The organism is Novosphingobium oxfordense (assembly GCF_044029435.1).
GTDB lineage: Bacteria > Pseudomonadota > Alphaproteobacteria > Sphingomonadales > Sphingomonadaceae > Novosphingobium.
The window spans coordinates 823,420-844,335 of record NZ_CP147005.1; the positions used below are offsets into that span (position 1 = coordinate 823,420).

The window sequence follows — 20,916 nt, forward strand, 5'->3', positions numbered from 1 at the left end:
TTCGGCCTCGATCAAGGATAGTCGCCCCGGCGGGCGGCGGCCTCAGGCCGCGTGGGCGGCCCGTTCCGCGCGGAACAGCAGGTAGCCCAGCCATGCCGATGCACCGCAGGCGATGGCAACGACCATCATCTGCTGCACGACCGGCAGGCCCAGGAAGGTCATGGCGCCGGTGAACAGCGCTCCCACCACCATCGCGCCGGAATTCACGATGTTGTTTGCCGCGATCGTGCGCGCGGTCTGCGACTTGTCCACGAACGTGGTCAGGAACGCATAGAGCGGCACCACGAACATGCCGCCACACACCGCGATCCCCAGCAGCGAGCCGAGCAGGGGCAGGGCCAGCGGCTGGACCACGAAAGTTCCCACGTTCATCAGCGCATCGGGCCCGCCATGCGGCGGCCAGATCGAGCAGACTTCCTGGAAGGCGATCAGGAACACGCCCATGCCGATCACCGAAATGGGCGACCAACGGGCAGAAACCGTGCCCTTCAGCAGTGCATTGATGGCCATGGAGCCGATCGCGACGCCTACCGAGAAGATCACCAGGAACAGGCTGGCCACTTCCTTGCTGGCGGCAAGGATATTCTTGGTCAGCGGCGGGAACTGGATGAACAGCACGGTGCCGATCGCCCAGAAGAAGCTGATCGAGCAGACCGCCAGGAACACGCGGCGGTCGCTCAATGTCGTGCGCACGAGTCGAACCGAAGCGCGAATCACATGGAAATCAAGCGGTTCGGGCGTGCACATGGGCGGCGCCGGCGGAACCTTGCGGCCGGCGAGGTAGCCGATGCCGGCCACGATCACGACCGTGATCGCGGCATGGTCCACGCTGATCCAGCCTGCCACGATCGTGCCGGCCAGCACCGCGATGTAAGTTCCCGCTTCGACCAGGCCGGTGCCGGACAGCACTTCGCCTTCGCGCAAGTGCTGCGGCAGGATCGCGTACTTGATCGGGCCGAAGAACGTCGAATGGATGCCCATGGCGAACAGTGCCAGCAGCATCAGCGGAATCGCCAGCGTGTGCAGCGCGATGTGCTGCCAGGCGAGCGCGAGGCCCGTGCCGCCCACCAGCATGATCAGTATCTCGCAGAACTTGATCACGCGGATGATCTTCGCCTTGTCGCGCATGTCGGCAAGCTGGCCGGCCAGTGCGGAAAGCAGGAAGAAGGGAATCACGAAGACTGCCGACGCCAGCGCGCTGAAACGCGCTTCCGCGGCTTCGGAGTTGTAAACCCCGTAGACCACGAAGAGCACCATGGCGTTCTTGAACAGGTTGTCGTTGAACGCGCCGAGGAGCTGGGTCACGAACAGCGGCAGGAAGCGCTTCGCGCGGATGAGTTGGGACGTCGTTGTCATGTCGTAAGAAAAATCGGCGGCCTCACTCTCTTTGCGGGACACTTAATGTCATAGGGCGAGGGCACAACCCCTGATCGGGCCCGAAAGGGCATTTTGTTGGGACTGGGCTAAGAATGGACCTGAAGATTCACTCCTGCATTCTCAAACGCGCATATCGCGGCTATGGCCTGTAACGCGATGCTGACTCTGCCGAATATTCTCACGCTTTCCCGCATCTTCGCCATGCCGCTGCTGGCTTTCCTGCTGTGGTGGCCGCGATGGGAATTCGGCTATGCGCTGGCCTTCGGGCTCTATTGCCTGATGGGCATCACCGATTATTTCGACGGCTACCTGGCCCGGTCCAGCGGAACGGTGTCCAAGCTGGGCGTTTTTCTGGATCCGATTGCCGACAAGATCATGGTCGCGGCGGTGATTCTGGTGCTGACGGCACAGGGGATCCTGACCGGCCCTTATGTGGGCGACATGCATGTCATCGCCGGGCTGATTATTCTCGTGCGTGAGATCGCGGTGTCGGGCCTGCGCGAATTCCTGGGTGGATTGCAGGTCTCGGTGCCGGTCAGCCGCTTGGCCAAGTGGAAGACGACGTTCCAGCTCATCTCGCTAGGCGCGCTGATTCTCGGCGCGGCGATGCCTTGGTGGAACGTCGATATCGGCGCGCTGGAGATCAACGTACCGCATACCGTGGGCCTCACCACGCTGTGGGGCGCGGCCGTGCTGACGCTGATTACCGGCTGGGATTACCTGCGGGTCGGCCTTAAGCACATGGATTGAAGGCGCCGATAAGGCCCGACAATCGCGCTTCATTGCAAAATACGGCATTAAACGTGCGCTTGTTGCGTTTGGCTCAAGCGTGTCTGCGCGTCAGGGGCTGTCGTAGATCCGGGGGGACGCAATCGTAAGGATGAATCCCATTACCGCCTCCCTCTGCCTGCTTGCCGCCCAGTTCAGGAACCCGAAGCCGCGTGCCCCCAAGGAGCGCGCCTTCGGTCGTGCTCTGGTTTTCGCGCTGGCCGCATCGGCAGGGCTGACCGTCGCCAACATCTATTACGGCCAGCCGATGCTGGGGCTGATGGAGCGTGAGGTTCCGGGTGCGGCGATCACGTATGTACCGACGGCGACGCAACTGGGCTATGCCGTGGGCCTGCTGCTGCTGGTGCCGCTGGGCGACCTTCTGGAACGCAAGCGGTTGATCGTTCTCCAGTGCCTCGCGCTGGCCGTCGGGCTGGCGTTGGTGGCTTTGGCGCCGACCGGAGCCATGGTGCTGATGGCCTCGCTAGTGGTGGGCCTGCTTGCCTCGGTCGCGCAGCAGATCGTGCCGCTTTCGGCGAATCTCGCGCCCGAAGACAAGCGCGGGGCCGTAGTCGGCACGGTGATGGCCGGGCTGCTCTGCGGCATCCTGCTCAGCCGTACGCTGGCGGGCTTCGTGGGCGCGCAGTTCGGGTGGCGCGCGATGTTCTGGCTGGCGGTGCCGCTGGCGCTGGGCACGGCGGGGCTGATGGCGTGGCAATTGCCGCGCAGTCGGCCGAAGCCGGCGGGCATGGGCTACGGCGGGCTGCTGGCCTCGCTCTGGGGTCTGTGGCGTGAATTTCCCGCGCTGCGGCTGGCGACGCTGACCCAGTGCACTCAGTTCGGCGTGTTCAGCGTGTTCTGGACGATTCTGGCGCTGCACTTGCAGGAGCCGCGCTTCGGGCTCGGTTCGGAAGTGGCGGGGCTGTTCGGCGTGCTGGGCGCGGCGGGTGTGCTGGCGGCGCCGATCGCCGGCCGCATCGCGGATCGTCGCGGCCCGCACATGGTGATCGTGGCAGCCAGTGCGCTGACGCTGGTTTCCTGGCTGGTCTTCGCGTTCTGGACCTCGATCGTCGGGCTGGTGGTGGGCGTGCTGCTGCTGGATTTCGCGATCCAAGCGAGCCAGATCTCCAACCAGAGCATCATCTACGCCCTGCGGCCGGAAGCGCGTTCGCGCATCAACACGGTCTACATGTCGTCGATGTTCCTAGCAGGCGCGGCCAGTTCGGGCGCGGCAACGGTGGTGTGGCACCACTGGGCATGGACCGGTGTGACGATGCTGGGCATTGCCATCGCTTCGGTCGGCATGGCTTTGCAGGGGCTGCGCCGCCGGGGCTGAGGTTTGCGCGGCTGATGGGGTTTGTAGTTCGCCCCCGCACATTATACTGTCGCCCTCGCGAAGGCAGGGGGCCCGCTTTCTTCGTACGACCTCTCAAGAACAAGCGGGATCCCCGCCTTTGCGGGGATGACGGGGTGTTTTTGGGGTCGGTAGTGGCGGGAGTATAGTGCGGATCAGCCCGCGCGCAGCTCATCCGCCAGCAGACGGAATTCATCCGATCGCGGGGAATTCTTGCGCCAGACCAGCGCGATCTCGCGGTTGGCGTGGGGAGAGATCAGCGGGCGCGCCACCACATTGGTGCCGTTGAGGATACCCGCGTCGATCGCCATTTCCGGCAGCATCGTCAGCCCCAGTCCATTGTCGACCATCTGCACCAGCGTATGCAGGCTGGTGCCGATCATCGTGGCGGAGGCGCGCAGCTCCGGGCGGTTGCAGGCCGCCAGCGCGTGGTCCTTCAGGCAGTGCCCGTCTTCCAGCAGCAGCAGGCGATGCTCGTCGATGATGTCGGGCCCCACTTCCTCGGGCGGGTTGCGCGGATCGTCGTTGGGAAAGGCCACGAAAAAGGCGTCCAGTTCGATCGTCTCCTTTTCCACTTCACCCGTCGCATAGGGCAGGGCCAGCAGCACGCAGTCGGCGCGGCCGTGGTGGAGCGATTCGATGGCGGCCTGGCTCGGTTCCTCACGCAGGAACAGCTTCAGGTTCGGTCTCTCCCGGCGCAGGCGAGGCAGCATCCGGGGTAGCAGGAACGGCGCGATCGTGGGAATGACGCTCATCCGCACTTCGCCCGAGAGCGGCTTGCCGCTGGACTGCACCAGGTCGGAAAGTTCCTCCGTCTCACGCAGGATGCGATGCGCTTTTTCGACCACCGCGTTGCCCAGCGGGGTGAAGCGTACCGCGCGCTTGGTGCGTTCCACCAGCGTGACGCCCAACAGCGCCTCCAGATCGCGCAGGCCTGCCGAAAGCGTGGACTGCGAAACGAAGCAGGCGTCGGCGGCACGGCCGAAGTGGCCATGCTCGTGAAGCGCGACGAGATACTGGAGCTGCTTGAGCGTGGGCTGATAAACGGTCACGCGAGGGCTATCGCACGAAGAGCCCTGTTTCGCCAACCGTTTGCTTTGGCCCGTTTTGCTTTGCTCATGCAATGGTGCGATCCCCGCGGAGGCGTAGCCGGCTCCGCAGGGATACGCAAAAGGGATTTACTCCCCGGCGGGCGCGTCCTCGACGTTTTCCACGTCCTCGACACGGGTCATCTTCAGCTTGCCGTTCTCCACGGCGAAGGCCAGCTTGCCTTCGACCAGGTCGAGCGCATCGTGACCGAACACTTCGTAGCGCCAGCCTTCCAGGATCGGCAGGTTCTTGCGCACGCCGGCAGCCAGAAGTTCCAGGTCTTCGCTGCGCGCCAGCAGGCGGGCGGCAACGTCGATCTCACGCGCGCGAATCTTCAGCAGCAGCTTCAGCAGGTCGGCCACAAGCGAGCCTTCCTTGCCAAGCGGTGCGCCGCGCGGCGCGCGCGGGGGCATTTCATCCTCGGTCAGCGGCTGGGCCTTGGCGATGGTGTTCATCAGCCGCTTGCCGATGTCGTTGTCCTTCCAGCCCTGCGAAAGGCCGCGTACCTTGGCGAGGTCCGACTGCTGCTTGGGCGGGTGGCTGGCGATATCGGCCAGCGTCTCGTCGCGGGCGATGCGGCCGCGCGGGATGTTCTTGCCCTGCGCTTCGATCTCGCGCCATTCGGCGATGGCCTTCAGGCGGCCTAGCATGGCGGCATTGCGGCCGGCGGCCTTGATTCGCTTCCACGCTTCGGTCGGGTCGTTGCGGTAGTTGGCCGGATCGGCCAGCTTTTCCATTTCCTGATTGAGCCACACACCGCGCCCGGTCTTCATCAGGCGCTTCAGGATCTTGGGGAAGATCTTGGCGAGGTGCGTAACGTCGCCGATGGCATATTCGATCTGACGCTCGGTCAGCGGGCGGCGCGACCAGTCCGTAAAGCGGGCGCCCTTGTCGATCGTCAGCCCCTGCCACAATTCGACAAGGTTGGAATAGCCGATCTGTTCGGACTGGCTGATCGCCATCATCGCGATCTGCGTGTCGAAGATCGGATGCGGCGTGCGGCCGGTGAAGTTGTAGATGATTTCCACGTCCTGCCCGCCTGCGTGGAAGACCTTGAGGACATCCTCATTGTCGGTCAGCAGGTCGAGGAGGGGCGACAAATCAAGGCCTTCGGCCTTGGGGTCGACGGCGGCGGCTTCCTCGGTATTGGCGATCTGGACCAGGCACAGTTCCGGCCAATAGGTGTTCTCGCGCATGAACTCGGTATCGACCGTCACGAAATCCGATTTCGCGAGGCGTTCGCACAGGGCGGCGAGCTCTTCCGTCTTTGTAATAAGCGGGTGAATGATCATTGTGTCTGCGGCGTTACGCCGAACGGGGCAGGGGATCAATCTCCCCAACCCGCCCGGGCCCCAAGTTTTGTCGAAGAATTTCGACAGGAGTGACTATCTGCGGCGGAACAGGCGTTCCAGCAGGCCGGGACGACGCTCTTCCTCGATGACGATCGTTTCGCGATCGACGAAGCGGCGGCGCAGTTGCGTGCCGGTCACGTGGATGCCCGGCGGCGGCAGGTGAAGGGCCTCCTCCTCCTCGACCGGAGCGGGCTGCGGCGGGGAATGGACGGCGTTGAGCGGCGCGTAATCCTGCGGGTCAAGGTCCTGCTCGGGCTCATTTTCGAACGGCGTTTCGGCCGCCTCGATCGCCTCGACCTCGTCCTCCCAGCCTCCGGCATCGGCATAGGGCGCGTCGGGGAACTGGATGTAGGTGGGTGCCGGTGCGTCGTCGCCTTCGTCCTCGTCGTCTTCCGAATCGGAGTATTCCGCGAAAGTGGGCGCTGGTGCGAGCGGCGCGAAAGGCGATTCCGGGTTCAGCGGCAGCGGATTCGCAGCCGACAGATTCAGCGGGCCCGAATTTTGAGGCGCGGATGCCAGAGGCGCCGGCGCCAGAGGGGCGGGGCTGAACGAACTCGGCGGCGCGAACGGCGCCCGCTCCACCTCGAACAGCGGCTTCGGCATTTCGGACGGATGCGCGCCAAGATCGATTGGCCGGCGCGGCGCCGCTTCCTGCCCGAAGGAAATCGGCGGCGTGGCGGAACGGCGCATCGCCTGTTCGATAGTGGACGGTTGATGCGCCGCGAAAAAGTCGCGGCCATCGCGCGCGGTAACGGCAGGGGCCTCGAACCAGGGATAGGCCTCGTTGCTCCCGACCAGCACTGCCATCGGGCGGGGCAGACCGTCGGAAACGGCCTTGTTGCGAACCGCCTGATGAATCAGCACGGCGAGATAGCAGGCGCCGACCACGAAGGCCTGTCTTTCCTCGACAGTGGCTTCGCCGCTGCGGCAATGAGTTTCCAGCGCGGCGATCACGGCGTTGAGGTCGTCCAGTCCGGCCACGCGCAGGGTGTCGTCGATGTCTTCGAACGCGCCTTGCCAGGCGTTGGTCGTGCCCTGGTAACCCGCGCCGATGCCCGCGCGATCGGCATGGGAGAAGCCCCAGGCCTGATCGGTATAATAGGTTGTTTCGAAAGCCAGTACCGGCGTTGCCCCCAGGCCTGCCTGCATACCGCACACGTCCACGCCGATCGCAGTGATCGGGTCGCCGGGGCCGTCCAGTTCGCCGATCCGTTCGATCAGGCTTTCCCACCCGGTGACTTCAAGGTCTTCGGCGGCGATGGCCCGGAACTGCCCGGGCAGTGGGTGATCGTCACCGGCCAGCCATGCCAGTTCGCTTTTCAGGATCCGCGCTGCTTCGTCAGCGCCGCCTTCGCGCAACATGGCCTCGATCGCGAGGCGGAACTGGCTTTCCGTCCTGCCGTCGATCGTGACGTCCGCCAGCATTGTCTTTCTCCGTGTGACCCTTTGGGCCCGGAATATGCGGTAATGGTTGATGTCGGGTTACCGCCAAGTCCTTCAGCGCCATTAAGGCGGCAGGTGGCGGTGGCGGCGGTGCAACAAAAGCGGGCCCGTGCGTCTGTTCGATCCGTCCCGGCAATTCCGCATCTGGAAATAATCCGGCCACTCGACTAGGGGGCTCGGCTTGCAACCTGTTTCAGACGAAGAGAAGCGCGAGCCCGCCATGACTCATCCTTATCGCTCCCACACCTGCGGTGCCCTCACCGCTGCCGAGGTCGGCCAGACCGTCCGCCTCTCGGGCTGGGTGCATCGCAAGCGCGATCACGGCGGCGTGCTCTTCGTCGATCTGCGCGATCACTACGGCATCACCCAGATCGTGACTGACAGCGACAGCCCCGCGCTGGCGCTGCTCGATTCGCTGCGCGTCGAATCGGTGGTGACCATCGAAGGCGAAGTGAAGGCCCGTAGCGCCTCCACCGTGAACCCGAACCTGCCGACCGGCGAGATCGAGGTTTATGCCCGCGCCGTGACTGTCCAGTCGAAGGCAGAGGAACTGCCGATGCCGGTCGCGGGTGAGCAGGAATATCCCGAGGATATCCGCCTGCGTTATCGCTTCCTGGACCTGCGCCGCGAAACGCTGCACGCCAACATCGTTAAGCGCACGAAGATCATCTCGGACATGCGCCGCAAGATGGAAGGCATCGGCTTCACCGAATACGCGACGCCGATCCTTACGGCCTCGTCGCCCGAGGGCGCGCGCGACTTCCTGGTGCCCAGCCGCATCCACGCCGGCAAGTTCTACGCGCTGCCGCAGGCGCCGCAGCAGTACAAGCAGTTGCTGATGGTCGCCGGTTTCGACCGCTACTTCCAGATCGCGCCTTGCTTCCGTGACGAAGATCCGCGCGCAGACCGTCTGCCGGGCGAATTCTACCAGCTCGACCTCGAAATGAGCTTCGTGACGCAGGAAGAGATCTGGGAAACCATGGAGCCGGTGCTCCAGAGCGTGTTCGCCGATTTCGCCGAAGGCAAGCCGGTCACCCCGGCCGGTGAGTTCCGCCGCATTCCGCACGCGCAGTCGATGCTGGATTACGGTTCGGACAAGCCTGACCTGCGCAACCCGCTGATCATCAAGGACGTGACCGAGCACTTCGTCGAATCGGGCTTCGGCATCTTCGCCGGCATCGTCACCAATGGCGGCGTGATCCGTGCGATCCCGGCTCCGGGTGCGGGCGCGGGCAGCCGCAAGTTCTTCGACGACATGAACGTCTGGGCGCGTGGTGAGGGCTATTCGGGCCTTGGCTACATCAACATCAAGGACGGCGTCCCCGGCGGCCCGATCGCCAAGAACCATGGCGAGGAAAAGACCGCCGCGCTGATCGCCGCGCTGGGCCTTGGCCCGAACGACGGCGTGTTCTTCGCCGCCGGCAAGGAAGAGCAGGCTGCCAAGCTGGCCGGCCTTGCCCGCATCCGCACCGGCGAGCAGCTCGACCTGATCGACAAGGACCGCTTCGAGCTGTGCTGGATCGTCGACTTCCCGTTCTACGAATGGGATGAGGACAACAAGAAGGTCGATTTCGCGCACAACCCGTTCTCGATGCCGCAAGGCGGCATGGAAGCGCTGGAAGGGCAGGACCCGCTGACGATCAAGGCGTACCAGTACGATCTCGTCTGCAACGGCTTCGAAATCGCCTCGGGCTCGATCCGTAACCAGTCGCCCGAACTGATGGTCAAGGCGTTCGAGATGGTCGGCCTGACCAAGGCCGACGTCGAGGAGCGCTTCGGCGGCCTCTACCGCGCGTTCCAGTACGGCGCCCCGCCGCACGGCGGCATGGCGGCCGGTGTGGACCGCATCGTCATGCTCCTTTGCGGCGCGCAGAACCTGCGCGAAGTGGCGCTGTTCCCGATGAACCAGCGCGCCGAAGACCTGCTGATGGGCGCGCCGACCCCGGCAGAGCCCAAGCAGCTTCGCGAACTGCACATGCGCGTGGTGGAGCCTCAGAAGCCTGCCGTGCAGCCGGCCGCCCAGAACTGAGCGCCCGCTTGAACGCATAGAGAAAAGGCTCCGGTTCGCCGGAGCCTTTTTCGTTTCCCAGCTTTGCGGTTACGTGGCGTTTCCATGACCGTGGAGAATTCCGCCCCGACGGCACAGTCCCTGCGATAGGGACTGGAATTGCGCCCGATGGGTCGATAAGGACGCCTGCGATGCCTTGCGCGACGGCACCAACTTGCGCGCGAGGCTTGCCAGCGCCCCGCCCAATCATTAGGGCGGCTGGCGAGATACAATGCTGACCGATTTTTGAAGGGGTCTATTCACATGAGCGATACCGCCGATCGGGTTAAGAAGATCGTCGTCGAGCACCTCGGCGTGGAAGCCGACAAGGTCACCGAAGAAGCAAGCTTCATCGACGATCTGGGTGCTGACTCGCTCGACATCGTCGAGCTGGTCATGGCGTTCGAAGAAGAATTCGGCGTCGAGATCCCGGACGATGCAGCTGAAAAGATCAGCACCGTCTCCGATGCGATCAAGTACATCGAAGAGAACAAGGGCTGATCCGCCCTTTGGTCGTCATGGCGTTTCCGGTTTCGGCCGGAACGTCGCACGATCACTCACGGATTGAAATCGACAGGCTCGACCTCTAAGGGGGCGGGCCTGTTGCCGTTTCTGCCGATGGTATTACCTGAGGCATGAATCTCGGCATGTTTGAGTTTTGGAGAGCGTGAATGCGTCGCGTCGTCGTAACCGGTCTTGGTCTGGTCACCCCGCTTGGGGCTGATGTGGAGACCACCTGGGCCAACATCCTTGCGAGCAAGAGCGGGGCTGGTCCGATTACCAAGTTCGATGCTTCGGACCAGAAGTGCCAGATCGCCTGCGAGGTGAAGCCGGCCGATCACGAGTATGGCTTCGATGCCAACAAGCGCGTCGATCACAAGGTCCAGCGCCAGGTCGATCCCTTCATCGTCTTCGGTATCGATGCCGCAGGGCAGGCGCTTGAAGACGCCGGCCTCACCGACATGAGCGAGGAAGACAAGCTGATGGCCGGCTGCTCGATAGGCTCGGGCATCGGCGGTCTGCCGGGCATCGAAAGCGAATCGCTGGTGCTGGCCGAAAAGGGCCCCGGCCGCGTCTCGCCGCACTTCGTTCATGGCCGCCTGATCAACCTGATCTCGGGTCAGGTTTCGATCAAGTATGGCCTCAAGGGTCCGAACCACGCCGTCGTCACGGCCTGCTCGACCGGTGCGCACTCGATCGGCGATGCCGCGCGCATGATCAAGGACGGCGATGCCGACATCATGCTGGCGGGCGGCGCCGAATCGACCGTCTGCCCGATCGGCATTGCCGGCTTCGCACAGGCCCGCGCGCTCAACAGCAGCTTCAACGACCGCCCCGAACAGGCGAGCCGTCCTTACGACAAGGATCGTGACGGCTTCGTCATGGGCGAAGGCGCCGGCGTTCTCGTGCTCGAAGAGTACGAACACGCCAAGGCGCGCGGTGCGAAGATCTACTGCGAAGTGATCGGTTATGGCCTTTCGGGCGATGCCTATCACGTCACCGCCCCGGAACCCACCGGCGACGGTGCTTACCGTTCGATGCAGATGGCGCTGAAGAAGGCCGGGATGACCCCGGCCGACATCGACTACATCAACGCCCACGGCACCTCGACGATGGCCGACACGATCGAACTCGGCGCCGTGCGCCGCCTGTTCGGCGATGCCATCGGCAGCGTTTCGATGAGCTCGACCAAGTCGGCCATCGGCCACCTTCTGGGCGGTGCGGGCGCGGTCGAATCGATCTTCTGCATCCTTGCGCTGCGCGACCAGATCGTTCCGCCCACGCTCAACCTCGACAACCCGGATGAGGGTTGCGAAGGCGTCGACCTTGTGCCGCACGTCGCGAAGAAGCGTGAGGTGCGCGCGGTGCTGAACAATTCGTTCGGCTTCGGCGGCACCAACGCCAGCCTGGTGATGCGCAAGATCGACTGATCCGAAGGACGTAAGGGGCGATGATTTCGCGGCGCAACTGGTTTCTCGTCGCGGCCATCGGCCTTACGGCGGTGATCGTTCTATGGTCCTTCGTGGGCGGCTGGTATGGTTCCGGCCCGCTCGCGAAGGACTCCCACTTCATCGTTCCCAACGGGGCGAGCCTCGCCACCGTGGCGGACCGGCTGGAAAAGCAGGGCATGATCCGCTCTGCCACCGGCTTCACGCTGCGTGCCCGCGTGTTCGGCGGCGGCAGCGAGATCAAGGCGGGCGAATTCGCCATCCCCGCGCACGCCAGCGCATCGCGCGTGATGGCGATCATCTCCAGCGACGATGTGATCCGCCGCTTCGTCACCGTGCCGGAGGGCATGCCCTCGATCATGGTGCAGGAACGGCTGATGGCGCAGCAGCAGCTCACCGGAGACATCGCCGTACCGGACGAAGGCACGGTGCTGCCTGACAGCTATTCCTTCGGTAACGGCGAAAGCCGGCAGGACGTGCTGCGCCGCATGCAGGCGGCCATGAGCCGCACGCTGGCGGAGCTGTGGGACAAGCGTGACGACGGCCTGGTGGTGAAGACGCCCGAGCAGGCGATCATTCTGGCCTCCATCGTCGAGAAGGAAACCGGCAAGCCGTCCGAACGGCGCATGGTCGCGGGCCTCTACTCGAACCGCCTGCGCATCGGCATGCCGCTTCAGGCCGATCCCACGATCATCTATCCAATCACACGCGGCAAGGCGCTGGGGCGCCGCATCCTCCAGTCGGAAATCCGCGCGGTGAACGATTACAACACGTACTCGATGGCCGGCCTGCCGAAGTATCCGATCACCAATCCGGGCAAGGCCTCCATCGAGGCGGTGCTGCACCCGGCCAAGACCGGCGCGCTCTACATGGTCGCGGATGGAACCGGGGGCCATGCCTTCGCCTCGACGCTGGCCGAGCATAACGAGAACGTGAAGAAGTGGTTCGCCATCCGCCGCGCCCGCGGCGAGATTTGAGCCAGATGTCAGGAGCGGGGCAGGCCTTGCGCCGCCCCGCCCGGTTTCCCACCCAACTTCAATGTAAAGTGCCGTCGGCCTTCTTGCGCCGCGCATAGGCAAGCGACGCGATCGCAATGGCCACGATCGCCAGCGGGAAAATCGCGGAGGAGGGGCCCTTGAGTCCCAGCAGCCCGAAATCGAGGAAGGTCCAGCCGAACTGGATCACCACGGCCGTCAGCGACAGTGCGAAGAAGGCCCAGGCCCAGCCGCGCCGCATCAGCAACAGGATGGCGCCGAACGTGCCGCTGCTAACCGCAACCGCATAGGCGCCCCAAGCCCAGCCGGGCATCTGCATGAAGGCGCGCGCCGTCACGGGATCGCTTTTGGCCAGTTCGTCGAGATCGGCGCTGGCCTGCATCAGGTAGGCGGCGTCGCCCACCAGGTTCCACAGGAGGATGACGGTGGCGATGATCCAGAATGTGCGCATGGTCTTCTCCCTTGGCGCGCGACCAATCGGTTTGCTGGATGCAGGGACTTTGCCGCAGGCCGGAATGTCGTGCAATTGGAAGGGAGGGTTATGATGGCGCATGTCCCGCAACGAGGCAGGGAACTCCCGAAATGGTAAATGCGAATCGCGGCGGCGAAATCCTCGGCGGCCCCCACAAGCCCGGCGCGCCGCTGTTGGTAACCGCGGAATTGCCTGCCGATGTGCTCGGCTGGGCCGATGCGCTGCGCCGTGCGCACTATCCTGCGGAGCGGAACCGGCTGCGCGCTCACGTCACCTTGTTCCATGCGCTACCTCCATCGGTGGAGGCGGAACTGGGCGAAGTTCTGGCCGATCTGGCGCGCGCATCACCTCCACCGGCGCGAATCGCCGGGCTGATGAAGCTGGATCACGGAACTGCGCTTGCGGTGGAAAGCCCCGCCATGGTCGACCTGCACGCGCGAATCGCGGAACGCATGCATGGCCTGCTCACCGATCAGGACAGTCGCCCGCTGCGCTTGCACGTGACCATCCAGAATAAGGTGCCGCCCGCACAGGCGCGCGCACTGCAGGCGGAACTGGCGCCGCAACTTCGTGCTGTGAACTTCCGGTTTCGGGGCTTTGGGCTTTACGCCTGGGAAGAGGGATTGTGGCGCGATATCCGGCTTGTGAAATTTCGTGGCTGATGCGCGTTTTGGGTGTTGACCGGGCGCAACCTTGCCCCTAGAGGACGCCACCTGCCCGGGGCGCTCCCCCAGGCACCATGCAGAGCCACCACGGTGGCCTTGGTATGGCGGAGTAGCTCAGCTGGTTAGAGCAGCGGAATCATAATCCGCGTGTCGGGGGTTCGAGTCCCTCCTCCGCTACCACCCTTCCTCACATTCATAGTTAGAACGGTGGGCGACCCTTTGGGGTCGCGCGGGCGTCCAGTTCGCCTTGGCCACGGTCCGGCGGGTTCGATCGGGCAGACCTGCGACGGAATCGACCGTTTGGGCGGCAGGCAGGGGATAGATTGCCGAGCTGCCGCGTTTCCTTGTTGGAGCATGATCCGCGCCGGGCAACAGCCCGATTGCGTGCGCCATGTCGAAACACAATCGAGGAGAGCAGCCATGAATCAGCGCGATTCGAACCCTCGCAACCAGCAGCCGGGCCGCCCGCAGGACGATGGCCGGTGGGACATGCCGCGCCAGGCCGGGCAATGGCAGGACGGTCCTTCGCGGCAGGCCGGCGGATTTCGCGATCCGAACGAAGATCCCCGATCCATGGAGCGCAGGCCGGAGATCGAAGGGCAATATAGCCCGGATTCCCGAAGCATGGCGCCAGACGGTTCGCTTTCCGATCCGCGCGCAAGTTCGGGATGGGGCACGGGTGATCGGCCGATGCGGGAAAGCGCTTATCCCATACACAGCTTCGATGGCGCCTCCGGCAGCAGCTTCTCCAACTTCACCAGCGAGGATTATGGCGGGCACGATCTCTATCCACGCCACGGAGCGATCAGTGGCGGCATGCATCCGAGCAATAGCTATCGGCCGACCTTCAGCTTTTCGCACGACGAATATGGCCATTGGCGCGACTATGGCGAGCGGCGCGGTTTCCTGAAGCGTGCGGGGGATGAGATCGCCAGCTGGTTCGGTGACGAAAGCGCCGCGCATCGGCGCGAGAAGGATCATCGCGGGCGGGGCCCCAGCGATTATACACGGTCCGACGAGCGTATTCGCGAGGATATCAACGACAGCCTCACCAACGATTGGCACATTGATGCCACGCATATCCGTGTCGCTGTAGCTGATGGCGAGGTGACTCTGGACGGCACCGTGGGCAGCCGTGCCGAAAAGCGCCGCGCCGAAGATCTTGCTGACGACGTTTCCGGCGTGGGCCACGTTCAGAACAATTTGCGGGTCGGCCCGGTTACGGCGACCGGCGAAGAATGAGGCAATCTCAGGGGTAGCTCAAAAGGGTTACCCCTGTTTGCGCGCGAGTGCTCCTCCAATGGGTCATGTCGGATCCATTGGGGATAGTGCAACGGGCGTTCTGATGCCGAATGAGTGCCCGGATCGCCGGAAGAAGGCCCCCTTGGAGTGATGGCGTCTGCGCAAGTCCATGGGCTAGGCTGCTGCGGCCGGGCAAGGCCTGGGTCGTAACGGATCGCAGCTTCCAGAAGGTGATGGCCTTGAACGCATTGGCAAAACGGACGACGCGGTCAAGCACGGGCAGACCAAGCATTGGCCGATGTAGCTCCGGAGGTGGGGTAATGCCCGGCCTGTTCACGATCACTGCCGGATAGGCGGGCATGGCCAGCATGAACGGCGCCAGCACGAATGGCATCGGCCGCCATGCGACGCGGGGGCTGGCATCGACTGCAATTGCCCAGATCGTCAAGATTTTCGGGACGATGGCGACCACGATCGTGGTTGCGCGCATCCTTTCCCCTTCCGACTACGGTGTTGCCGCCATGGTGGCGCCGCTGACGGGACTGGTGCTGACATTCCAGAACCTGGGGTTCACGCAAGCCGTGGTGCAGGCGCGGGAACTTGATTTCGAACATTCCAACGCCCTGTTCTGGCTGAACGTGCTGGTTTCGATCGTGGCGGCACTGGCGATGGTGGCGGCGGCACCGCTGGCCGGTGCGTTCTACGGCGACGCGCGCGCCGGATACGTCACGGCGGCGACGGGCCTCACCATTCTGGTCACCGGGCTCAAGCTGCAGCACCAGGCGCTGCTCAACCGGGAAATGCGGTTTCACGCGCTCAGCATAAACGACATCGTCGTCTCGATCATGACGCTGGTACTGACCACGATCGCCGCGCTGATCCTCAGGAACTATTGGGCGATCTGGCTGGGCATCTTCCTCAATGCCGTGGTCAGCACGGCGATGATGTGGCGGGCCTGCCGCTGGCGTCCACGTCTTGGCGCAACGTTCGCCGGCGTTCGCAAGCTGGTTGTCTTCGGCGCCAACCTGACGGGCTTCAACCTCGTCAACTTCTTCGCGCGCAATCTGGACAATGTGATCATCGCCAAAGTGGAGGGGGCCGATGCCGTGGGCCTCTACGATCGCAGCTACAAGTTGATGCTGTTCCCGCTCCAGAACATCAACCAGCCGTTGGCCCGGATCATGCTGCCCGTGCTCAGCCGTGTGCGGGATGAGCCGGCGCGCTATCGGCGCGTCTACGAACTGGCGCTGCGGGCGCTGGCATTGGGATCGATGCCGGGAATCCTGGCCGCCGCGATCTGCAGCGACCGGCTGATCCCGTTCCTGCTGGGTGAGCGCTGGGCGGCGGCCAGCCCGATCTTCCTGTGGCTCAGCCTCACCGCCATCGTGCAATGCGTGCCGAATACGGCGGCGTGGCTCTACATCAGCACCGGGAACACGCGGCGCATGATGTATTGGGGCATCTTTTCCAGCACGGTCAGCATCGTCAGCTTCATCATCGGCGTTCGGTGGGGGGCGGAAGGCGTGGCGCGGGCCTACTTCATCGGCCAATTGGCGACTGCGCCGATGCTCTACTGGTATGCGACATTGGGCACGCCGGTTCCCCAGCGCTTCATGTATTTCGTCCAGCTGCCTTCGCTATTGGGAGGAGTGTTCGCCTGGGGCGTTGTCTCGCTGATCGGCAAGGGCCTGCCGACGGTCATGGTGATCGCCATTGCGCTGGCGGCGAGTTACTTCGGCGCGGCGGCGGCGCAGGCCTGCACACCGGGAGGGCGACAGGCCATGGCGGAAATGCTGCGACAGGCCGCGAACCTGCTGCCCGAACGCTTCCGCCAGCGGCCCCTGCGCAGCGGCTAGAGCGTTTTCTAATCAGGTGGAATCACCTGATGACTCGGAAAACGCGGCAAACTAAAAACTTAGAGCAGTTGATCCGATGCAATCGGATCGGAAACTGCTCTAGGCGGTATCCTTGGCGGGTTCGCTGCGAAGGATGCCGGCCGGGGATGGCGGTATCACACCGGCGTAGAGGAAATTCAGCAGCGGCACGCGGCGTATCACCAGCCAGATCGCAAATGCCGCAAGGAACGTCAGGACGCTGATCAGCGACCATTCCACCCATATGCCCCATTGCACGCGATAACCGGCGATGGTGAGGGCGATCGCGATGGGCAGGTGGAACAGATAGACGACCAGCGAGGAATCGACGATCGTGCGGATCGCGGCGCTCTCGCGATGGAAGAACGTCCTGCCCAGTGCGATCAGGCATTGCGCCCAGCCCAAGGCTGCAAATCCCGCGAAAGTCCGCTCCATCGTCCAGACGCGGTGGTGATCCGCATAGATCGCCGCGCCCGTTGCGATCGCTGTAAGCACCATGATGGGGGCGTAGGGCCGATCGAAGGCGGTGCGGACTGCCGGCGCACGGTGCAGGGCCATGCCGATGACGAAGAACGGCACCGCGGCTACGAAGTCGGTCAGGCGGAACAGTCCCTGCGCGATGTCATCCTCGTTCGTCACCTTATGTGCCGCGCCCAGCACGAGCGCGGAGTAGGCCGCCGTGCCGAATGCCGCAAAGATGAAGAAGGTGATGAACCATTGCCCGGCCAGCCGCTCCCACCGGCCCGCGAGAGACATTGTGCGTAGTCCGGGCCATGCGGTGCAGGCAAGCGCGGTCAGCGACTGAAGGTAGAGCAGCACGGCCAGGAACCAGAGATGCCGTAGCACCGTGCCGGTGGTGGGATAGAGCGCGCGGATGCCGGGAAGGTTGTCTACGCGCACGGAGGCGGCCAGCAGGTTCAGCACTGGAACGATGGTCAGCATCGACACGAGCAGGGGAACGCCGATCCGCACGAAGCGCGCGCGCAGCCAGGTGCGGGCGTCGCGGCGGACCAGCAGGAGTGCGCTGAAATAGCCGGCGATCAGGAAGAACGCCGGCATCCGGAAGATATGGATGACATGCGCCAGATCCGTCATCAGCGGATCGCCTTCCATCACCGGCACCATCCACGCCCGGCCGGGGCGATAGGCCAGCGCGACGTGATAGGGGATGCCCAGCAGCATCAGGCCGCCCCGGACGGCGTCCCAATGGTGTTCGCGGGCGGGAGAGGCGGACGGCGCGGGCGACGCGGTCATCGGTCGTTTGCGCCCCGCACCCATGCCGACACGCCGCGATAGGTTTCCAGGCCGAGGACCGCCGCGCCGAAACGGGGTATCCGCGCATCCAGGCGCAATTCGCCGCCCAGTTCCTCTCCGCGCTTCAGGGCGTGCCGGCCTGCCTCGCGGTCGCCGCGGCGAAAGGCGCTGTCGGCCAGCCAGTAGAAATAGTCGCCCAGGATCTTGCGCCGTTCGGCCTCGGGCAGCCGGTCGGTCGGTTGGCGCAGGAGCGCTTCGGCGACTTCGGCAAGGTCGCCGAAGGTGGAGCGGTTGCCGGAGATGCGGAACGGCGAATCGTGCTGCACGTAGACTCCGCAGCCCAGTGCCGAATGGGCGATACGCGCGCCGGCGAGCACGCCGCGGCACACCACTTCGCCATCCTGGTTGCGACGTACGCTCTCGTTCCATCCGCCGATGTCGCGCAGGAATTCCGTTCGCCAGAGCAGCGCGCAGGGCGGAGTCCATTGCCGGCGGACCAGCCAGCGGTCGAGCAGATCGGCGGCGCCGGTATAAGTGGGCTTGCGGCGATTGGCCTGGTTCAGCCCCTCGTCGTAGAACAGCCACGGCGCGAAGGCGATGTCCGCGCCTTCGCCGTCACGCCCCTGGCGCAGCGCAGTGGTCAGCCCGTGCAGCAGGTCTCCCATCACGAAGTCGTCACTGTCGAGGAACATGACGTATTCGCTATCCACCGCATCGAGCCCGCGGTTCCGGGATTTCTGCGCGCCCAGGTTGCCCGGGTTCGTCATGACCGAAAGCCGGGGATCGGGGAGGTCGGCAAGCACGGCCTCGGTCATGCCGTCCTCGTCATCGATGACGACGATCAGGCGGACATCCACTTGCGGCTGGCCGAACACGGAGCGGACCGTCCGTTCGATGGTTCCGGAGGCATGAAATGCAGGCACGACAACCGTGACCCGATCCTGAGGCATGCTGGTGCTCTCCTGTTCCATGTCGAATCGCGGCAAGGCGAGGACACGGCAGGGTAGCTTAACCGCATCGGCCAACGAATGGGCATGGGCCGGATGGGCGGCCTGCATCGACGAAATGGCTATCGGTGCCGATCCATTCAGGCAAAGTCGCTGGAAAGAATGAGGCAAGCGCACATCCCGTCAATCCCATGACATGAAGGGCAGGGTTCTTCGAGTAATCGTGCAAAGGCGCCATGTATTCGCGGTGACGGCAGGATGAAAAGGGCTGGGGCGGACTATCGATACTTCGGCAAATCGGTTCTCGTTTCAAAGTGTTGCGGGCCACCGCAAAGGCGCAGAAAAGCGCCATCCGGATTTGCAATCACGGCCCCGCACCCCCATGGTCCCCCGGTTCGAAAAGCGAAGGAGATTGAGGTTTGGAGTCCGTTTCGGTCGTTCTGTTCCTGCTGTTGGCGGTGGTCGTCAGCGGCGCGATTTCAAGGATGCTGCCATGGTCGATCCCGACCCCGCTGGTGCAGATCCTGCTGGGCGGCGTGATCGGCCTTTCTACTTCCTACCGCGTTTCGCTCAATCCAGAGCTGTTCCTGCTGCTGTTCCTGCCGCCGCTGCTGTTTCTTGATGGCTGGCGCATTCCCAAGGATGAATTGTTCAAGGACGTCTCGACCGTGGTCGAATTGGCGCTGGGGTTGGTGCTGACGACCGTGATCGGCATGGGCCTGTTCATCAACTGGATGATCCCGGCGATGCCGCTTGCGGTTGCCTTTGCGTTGGCCGCAGTGGTTTCGCCTACCGATCCGATCGCGGTTTCGGCCATCGCCGCGCGCGTGCCGATCCCCAAGCGCATGATGCACATCCTTGAAGGGGAATCGCTGCTGAACGATGCGTCGGGCCTTGTCTGCCTGCGCTTTGCGGTGGCGGCGGCACTCACCGGCACGTTCTCTGCCGGCGATGCGGCGCTGAACTTCCTGTGGGTGGCGGGCATGGGCCTTGTCATCGGCGTCGCGGTTACGGTGGCCGTTTCCCGCGCGAAGGCATGGGTGACGCGCCGTTGGGGTGAGGATACCGGATCGCAGATCCTGGTCAGCCTGCTGATCCCGTTCGGCTCCTACATGCTGGCGGAAGAATTCCACGCATCGGGCATTCTGGCCGCCGTGGCCGCCGGCGTGACGATGACCTTCGCGGAGATTTCGCGGCAGGCGATGGCAGTCACGCGGATGCGCCGCAATTCGGTGTGGGACACCATCCAGTTCACGCTCAATGGGATCATCTTCGTGCTGCTGGGCGAACAGCTTCCCGGCATTCTTGCAGGGGCGAAGCGCACTGTCGCGGTGACCGGCCATGTCGAGCCGGGCTGGCTGGCGCTCTATGTCGTAGCGATCGTGCTGGGCCTTGCCGCGCTGCGCTTCGTGTGGGTGTGGGTTTCGTTCAAGCTGACGATCCTGCGCAAAGGGCAGGCGCGCGGCGACGTGCGTAGCCCGAACTGGCGGCTGGTCGCGGCGATGTCCTTCGCGGGCGTGCGCGGTGCGATCACGCTGGCGGGCGTGCTGACCCTGCCGCTGGCGCTGAACGACGGTTCGCCGTTCCCGGCGCGCGATCTTGCGATCTTTCTTGCCGCCGGCGTGATCATCGTTTCGCTGATCGTGGCCAGCGTGGCGCTGCCGGTGCTGCTCAAGGGTTTGACGATGCCGGCCGAGCCTTCGAAGCAGGCCGAGGAGGATGCTGCCCGCGTTGCCACTGCCGAAGCGGCGATCTCCGCTATCGAACGTCACCAGCACCAATTGGCCGAAACCCGCGGCGATGCCGATCGCTATGCAGCGGCGGGCGGCCGGGTGATGGACCTCTATCGTGAGCGGATCGAGGGATTGAGCGAGGATGAGCGGGATGCGGTGCGCGCGCAGGAGCGCCTGTTCCGCGATTTTCGCCTTGTCGGGCTGAAGGCGGAACGATCGGCATTGGCTGAACTTATCCGCAACCGGAGCGTCGGCAGCGAGACCATCCGCAAGCTGACGCGAGAACTCGATCTATCGGAAACCCGCCTGCGCGAATGAACGGCGGCGGGGGCGAAGAACCAGCTTCTTCGCCCCC

18 protein-coding genes and 1 tRNA gene are annotated in these 20,916 nt (G+C 64.3%); 12 read left to right on the top strand and 7 right to left on the bottom strand.

The window, feature by feature from the left end; genetic code table 11:
- Positions 1–42 precede the first annotated feature (42 nt).
- On the bottom strand, positions 43–1,356 hold the full coding sequence (locus WBP07_RS03775; protein ID WP_395394354.1) for an MFS transporter: 1,314 nt from the start codon (positions 1,354–1,356) through the stop codon (positions 43–45).
- Positions 1,357–1,533: 177 nt separating this feature from the next.
- Here WBP07_RS03775 and pgsA point away from each other — a divergent pair, with 177 nt between their 5' ends.
- Together pgsA and WBP07_RS03785 are read left to right on the top strand one after the other, a co-directional pair.
- Positions 1,534–2,127 (top strand): CDP-diacylglycerol--glycerol-3-phosphate 3-phosphatidyltransferase, encoded by a 594-nt coding sequence (gene pgsA / locus WBP07_RS03780; RefSeq protein ID WP_395394355.1) that lies wholly within the window; start codon positions 1,534–1,536, stop codon positions 2,125–2,127.
- Between the two features lie 130 nt (positions 2,128–2,257).
- On the top strand, positions 2,258–3,481 hold the full coding sequence (locus tag WBP07_RS03785) for an MFS transporter (RefSeq protein WP_395394356.1): 1,224 nt from the start codon (positions 2,258–2,260) through the stop codon (positions 3,479–3,481).
- Positions 3,482–3,654: 173 nt separating this feature from the next.
- Here the strand turns inward: WBP07_RS03785 and WBP07_RS03790 are convergent, their stop codons facing one another.
- The 3 genes from WBP07_RS03790 to WBP07_RS03800 form a co-directional block, all read right to left on the bottom strand.
- Positions 3,655–4,551: a hydrogen peroxide-inducible genes activator gene (locus WBP07_RS03790; RefSeq protein ID WP_395394357.1), complete on the bottom strand. Its 897-nt coding sequence runs from the start codon at positions 4,549–4,551 to the stop codon at positions 3,655–3,657.
- 126 nt (positions 4,552–4,677) lie between these two features.
- Positions 4,678–5,880 carry a ribonuclease D gene (gene rnd / locus WBP07_RS03795; RefSeq protein ID WP_395394358.1) on the bottom strand — a complete coding sequence of 401 codons (1,203 nt, stop codon included), beginning with the start codon at positions 5,878–5,880 and terminating at the stop codon, positions 4,678–4,680.
- Between the two features lie 93 nt (positions 5,881–5,973).
- The gene (locus WBP07_RS03800) at positions 5,974–7,365 is read right to left on the bottom strand and encodes a hypothetical protein (RefSeq protein WP_395394359.1); all 1,392 of its coding nucleotides are present in this window, start codon (positions 7,363–7,365) and stop codon (positions 5,974–5,976) included.
- 238 nt (positions 7,366–7,603) lie between these two features.
- On the opposite strand from WBP07_RS03800, the gene aspS reads away from it, so the two are divergent.
- From aspS to mltG, 4 genes are all read left to right on the top strand, one after another.
- Entirely contained in the window at positions 7,604–9,412 is a 1,809-nt protein-coding gene (gene aspS / locus WBP07_RS03805) for an aspartate--tRNA ligase (protein ID WP_395395717.1), read from the top strand.
- Positions 9,413–9,694: 282 nt separating this feature from the next.
- Positions 9,695–9,931 (top strand): acyl carrier protein, encoded by a 237-nt coding sequence (locus WBP07_RS03810; protein ID WP_007013838.1) that lies wholly within the window; start codon positions 9,695–9,697, stop codon positions 9,929–9,931.
- A gap of 170 nt (positions 9,932–10,101) precedes the next feature.
- The gene (gene fabF / locus WBP07_RS03815; RefSeq protein ID WP_395394360.1) at positions 10,102–11,361 is read left to right on the top strand and encodes a beta-ketoacyl-ACP synthase II; all 1,260 of its coding nucleotides are present in this window, start codon (positions 10,102–10,104) and stop codon (positions 11,359–11,361) included.
- Between the two features lie 20 nt (positions 11,362–11,381).
- Positions 11,382–12,356 carry an endolytic transglycosylase MltG gene (mltG, locus tag WBP07_RS03820; RefSeq protein ID WP_395394361.1) on the top strand — a complete coding sequence of 325 codons (975 nt, stop codon included), beginning with the start codon at positions 11,382–11,384 and terminating at the stop codon, positions 12,354–12,356.
- Positions 12,357–12,414: 58 nt separating this feature from the next.
- On the opposite strand, the gene WBP07_RS03825 is transcribed toward mltG, so the two are convergent.
- Positions 12,415–12,825, bottom strand: coding sequence for a sugar transporter (locus WBP07_RS03825; protein ID WP_395394362.1), 411 nt, complete (start codon positions 12,823–12,825; stop codon positions 12,415–12,417).
- Between the two features lie 131 nt (positions 12,826–12,956).
- Between WBP07_RS03825 and WBP07_RS03830 the strand changes: the two genes are divergently transcribed.
- The 4 genes from WBP07_RS03830 to WBP07_RS03845 all read left to right on the top strand — a co-directional run bounded on the left by WBP07_RS03830 (position 12,957) and on the right by WBP07_RS03845 (position 16,609).
- A complete protein-coding gene (locus WBP07_RS03830) occupies positions 12,957–13,508 on the top strand; it encodes a 2'-5' RNA ligase family protein (protein WP_395394363.1) in 552 nt (183 codons plus the stop codon).
- A gap of 106 nt (positions 13,509–13,614) precedes the next feature.
- Positions 13,615–13,691: transfer RNA gene (locus WBP07_RS03835), tRNA-Met, on the top strand.
- Positions 13,692–13,931: 240 nt separating this feature from the next.
- Positions 13,932–14,753: a BON domain-containing protein gene (locus WBP07_RS03840; protein ID WP_395394365.1), complete on the top strand. Its 822-nt coding sequence runs from the start codon at positions 13,932–13,934 to the stop codon at positions 14,751–14,753.
- Between the two features lie 359 nt (positions 14,754–15,112).
- Positions 15,113–16,609, top strand: a complete 1,497-nt coding sequence (locus WBP07_RS03845) for a lipopolysaccharide biosynthesis protein (RefSeq protein ID WP_395394366.1) — start codon at positions 15,113–15,115, stop codon at positions 16,607–16,609.
- Positions 16,610–16,708: 99 nt separating this feature from the next.
- Here the strand turns inward: WBP07_RS03845 and WBP07_RS03850 are convergent, their stop codons facing one another.
- Positions 16,709–17,881 carry an acyltransferase family protein gene (locus WBP07_RS03850; protein ID WP_395394367.1) on the bottom strand — a complete coding sequence of 391 codons (1,173 nt, stop codon included), beginning with the start codon at positions 17,879–17,881 and terminating at the stop codon, positions 16,709–16,711.
- Complete coding sequence (locus WBP07_RS03855; protein WP_395394368.1) at positions 17,878–18,831, bottom strand: glycosyltransferase family 2 protein; 954 nt, start codon at positions 18,829–18,831, stop codon at positions 17,878–17,880. The genes WBP07_RS03850 and WBP07_RS03855 overlap by 4 nt, the downstream gene beginning before the upstream one ends.
- Between WBP07_RS03855 and WBP07_RS03860 the strand changes: the two genes are divergently transcribed.
- Both WBP07_RS03860 and WBP07_RS03865 read left to right on the top strand, forming a co-directional pair.
- On the top strand, positions 18,830–18,994 hold the full coding sequence (locus WBP07_RS03860) for a hypothetical protein (protein ID WP_395394369.1): 165 nt from the start codon (positions 18,830–18,832) through the stop codon (positions 18,992–18,994). The two genes, WBP07_RS03855 and WBP07_RS03860, sit on opposite strands and share 2 nt — an antisense overlap.
- A 253-nt stretch (positions 18,995–19,247) precedes the next feature.
- On the top strand, positions 19,248–20,879 hold the full coding sequence (locus WBP07_RS03865) for a Na+/H+ antiporter (RefSeq protein WP_395394370.1): 1,632 nt from the start codon (positions 19,248–19,250) through the stop codon (positions 20,877–20,879).
- Positions 20,880–20,916 lie beyond the last annotated feature (37 nt).

Bases quoted from the DNA above. Each gene is read 5' to 3' on its own strand.
- rnd (WP_395394358.1), bottom strand. From the start codon at position 5,880: ATGATCATTCACCCGCTTATTACAAAGACGGAAGAGCTCGCCGCCCTG.
- WBP07_RS03810 (WP_007013838.1), top strand. From the start codon at position 9,695: ATGAGCGATACCGCCGATCGGGTTAAGAAGATCGTCGTCGAGCACCTC.
- WBP07_RS03830 (WP_395394363.1), top strand. From the start codon at position 12,957: ATGGTAAATGCGAATCGCGGCGGCGAAATCCTCGGCGGCCCCCACAAG.
- WBP07_RS03855 (WP_395394368.1), bottom strand. From the start codon at position 18,831: ATGCCTCAGGATCGGGTCACGGTTGTCGTGCCTGCATTTCATGCCTCC.
- WBP07_RS03840 (WP_395394365.1), top strand. From the start codon at position 13,932: ATGAATCAGCGCGATTCGAACCCTCGCAACCAGCAGCCGGGCCGCCCG.
- pgsA (WP_395394355.1), top strand. From the start codon at position 1,534: ATGCTGACTCTGCCGAATATTCTCACGCTTTCCCGCATCTTCGCCATG.
- mltG (WP_395394361.1), top strand. From the start codon at position 11,382: ATGATTTCGCGGCGCAACTGGTTTCTCGTCGCGGCCATCGGCCTTACG.
- fabF (WP_395394360.1), top strand. From the start codon at position 10,102: ATGCGTCGCGTCGTCGTAACCGGTCTTGGTCTGGTCACCCCGCTTGGG.
- WBP07_RS03785 (WP_395394356.1), top strand. From the start codon at position 2,258: ATGAATCCCATTACCGCCTCCCTCTGCCTGCTTGCCGCCCAGTTCAGG.
- WBP07_RS03860 (WP_395394369.1), top strand. From the start codon at position 18,830: ATGCTGGTGCTCTCCTGTTCCATGTCGAATCGCGGCAAGGCGAGGACA.
- WBP07_RS03825 (WP_395394362.1), bottom strand. From the start codon at position 12,825: ATGCGCACATTCTGGATCATCGCCACCGTCATCCTCCTGTGGAACCTG.
- WBP07_RS03800 (WP_395394359.1), bottom strand. From the start codon at position 7,365: ATGCTGGCGGACGTCACGATCGACGGCAGGACGGAAAGCCAGTTCCGC.
- aspS (WP_395395717.1), top strand. From the start codon at position 7,604: ATGACTCATCCTTATCGCTCCCACACCTGCGGTGCCCTCACCGCTGCC.
- WBP07_RS03850 (WP_395394367.1), bottom strand. From the start codon at position 17,881: ATGACCGCGTCGCCCGCGCCGTCCGCCTCTCCCGCCCGCGAACACCAT.
- WBP07_RS03775 (WP_395394354.1), bottom strand. From the start codon at position 1,356: ATGACAACGACGTCCCAACTCATCCGCGCGAAGCGCTTCCTGCCGCTG.
- WBP07_RS03845 (WP_395394366.1), top strand. From the start codon at position 15,113: ATGGCCAGCATGAACGGCGCCAGCACGAATGGCATCGGCCGCCATGCG.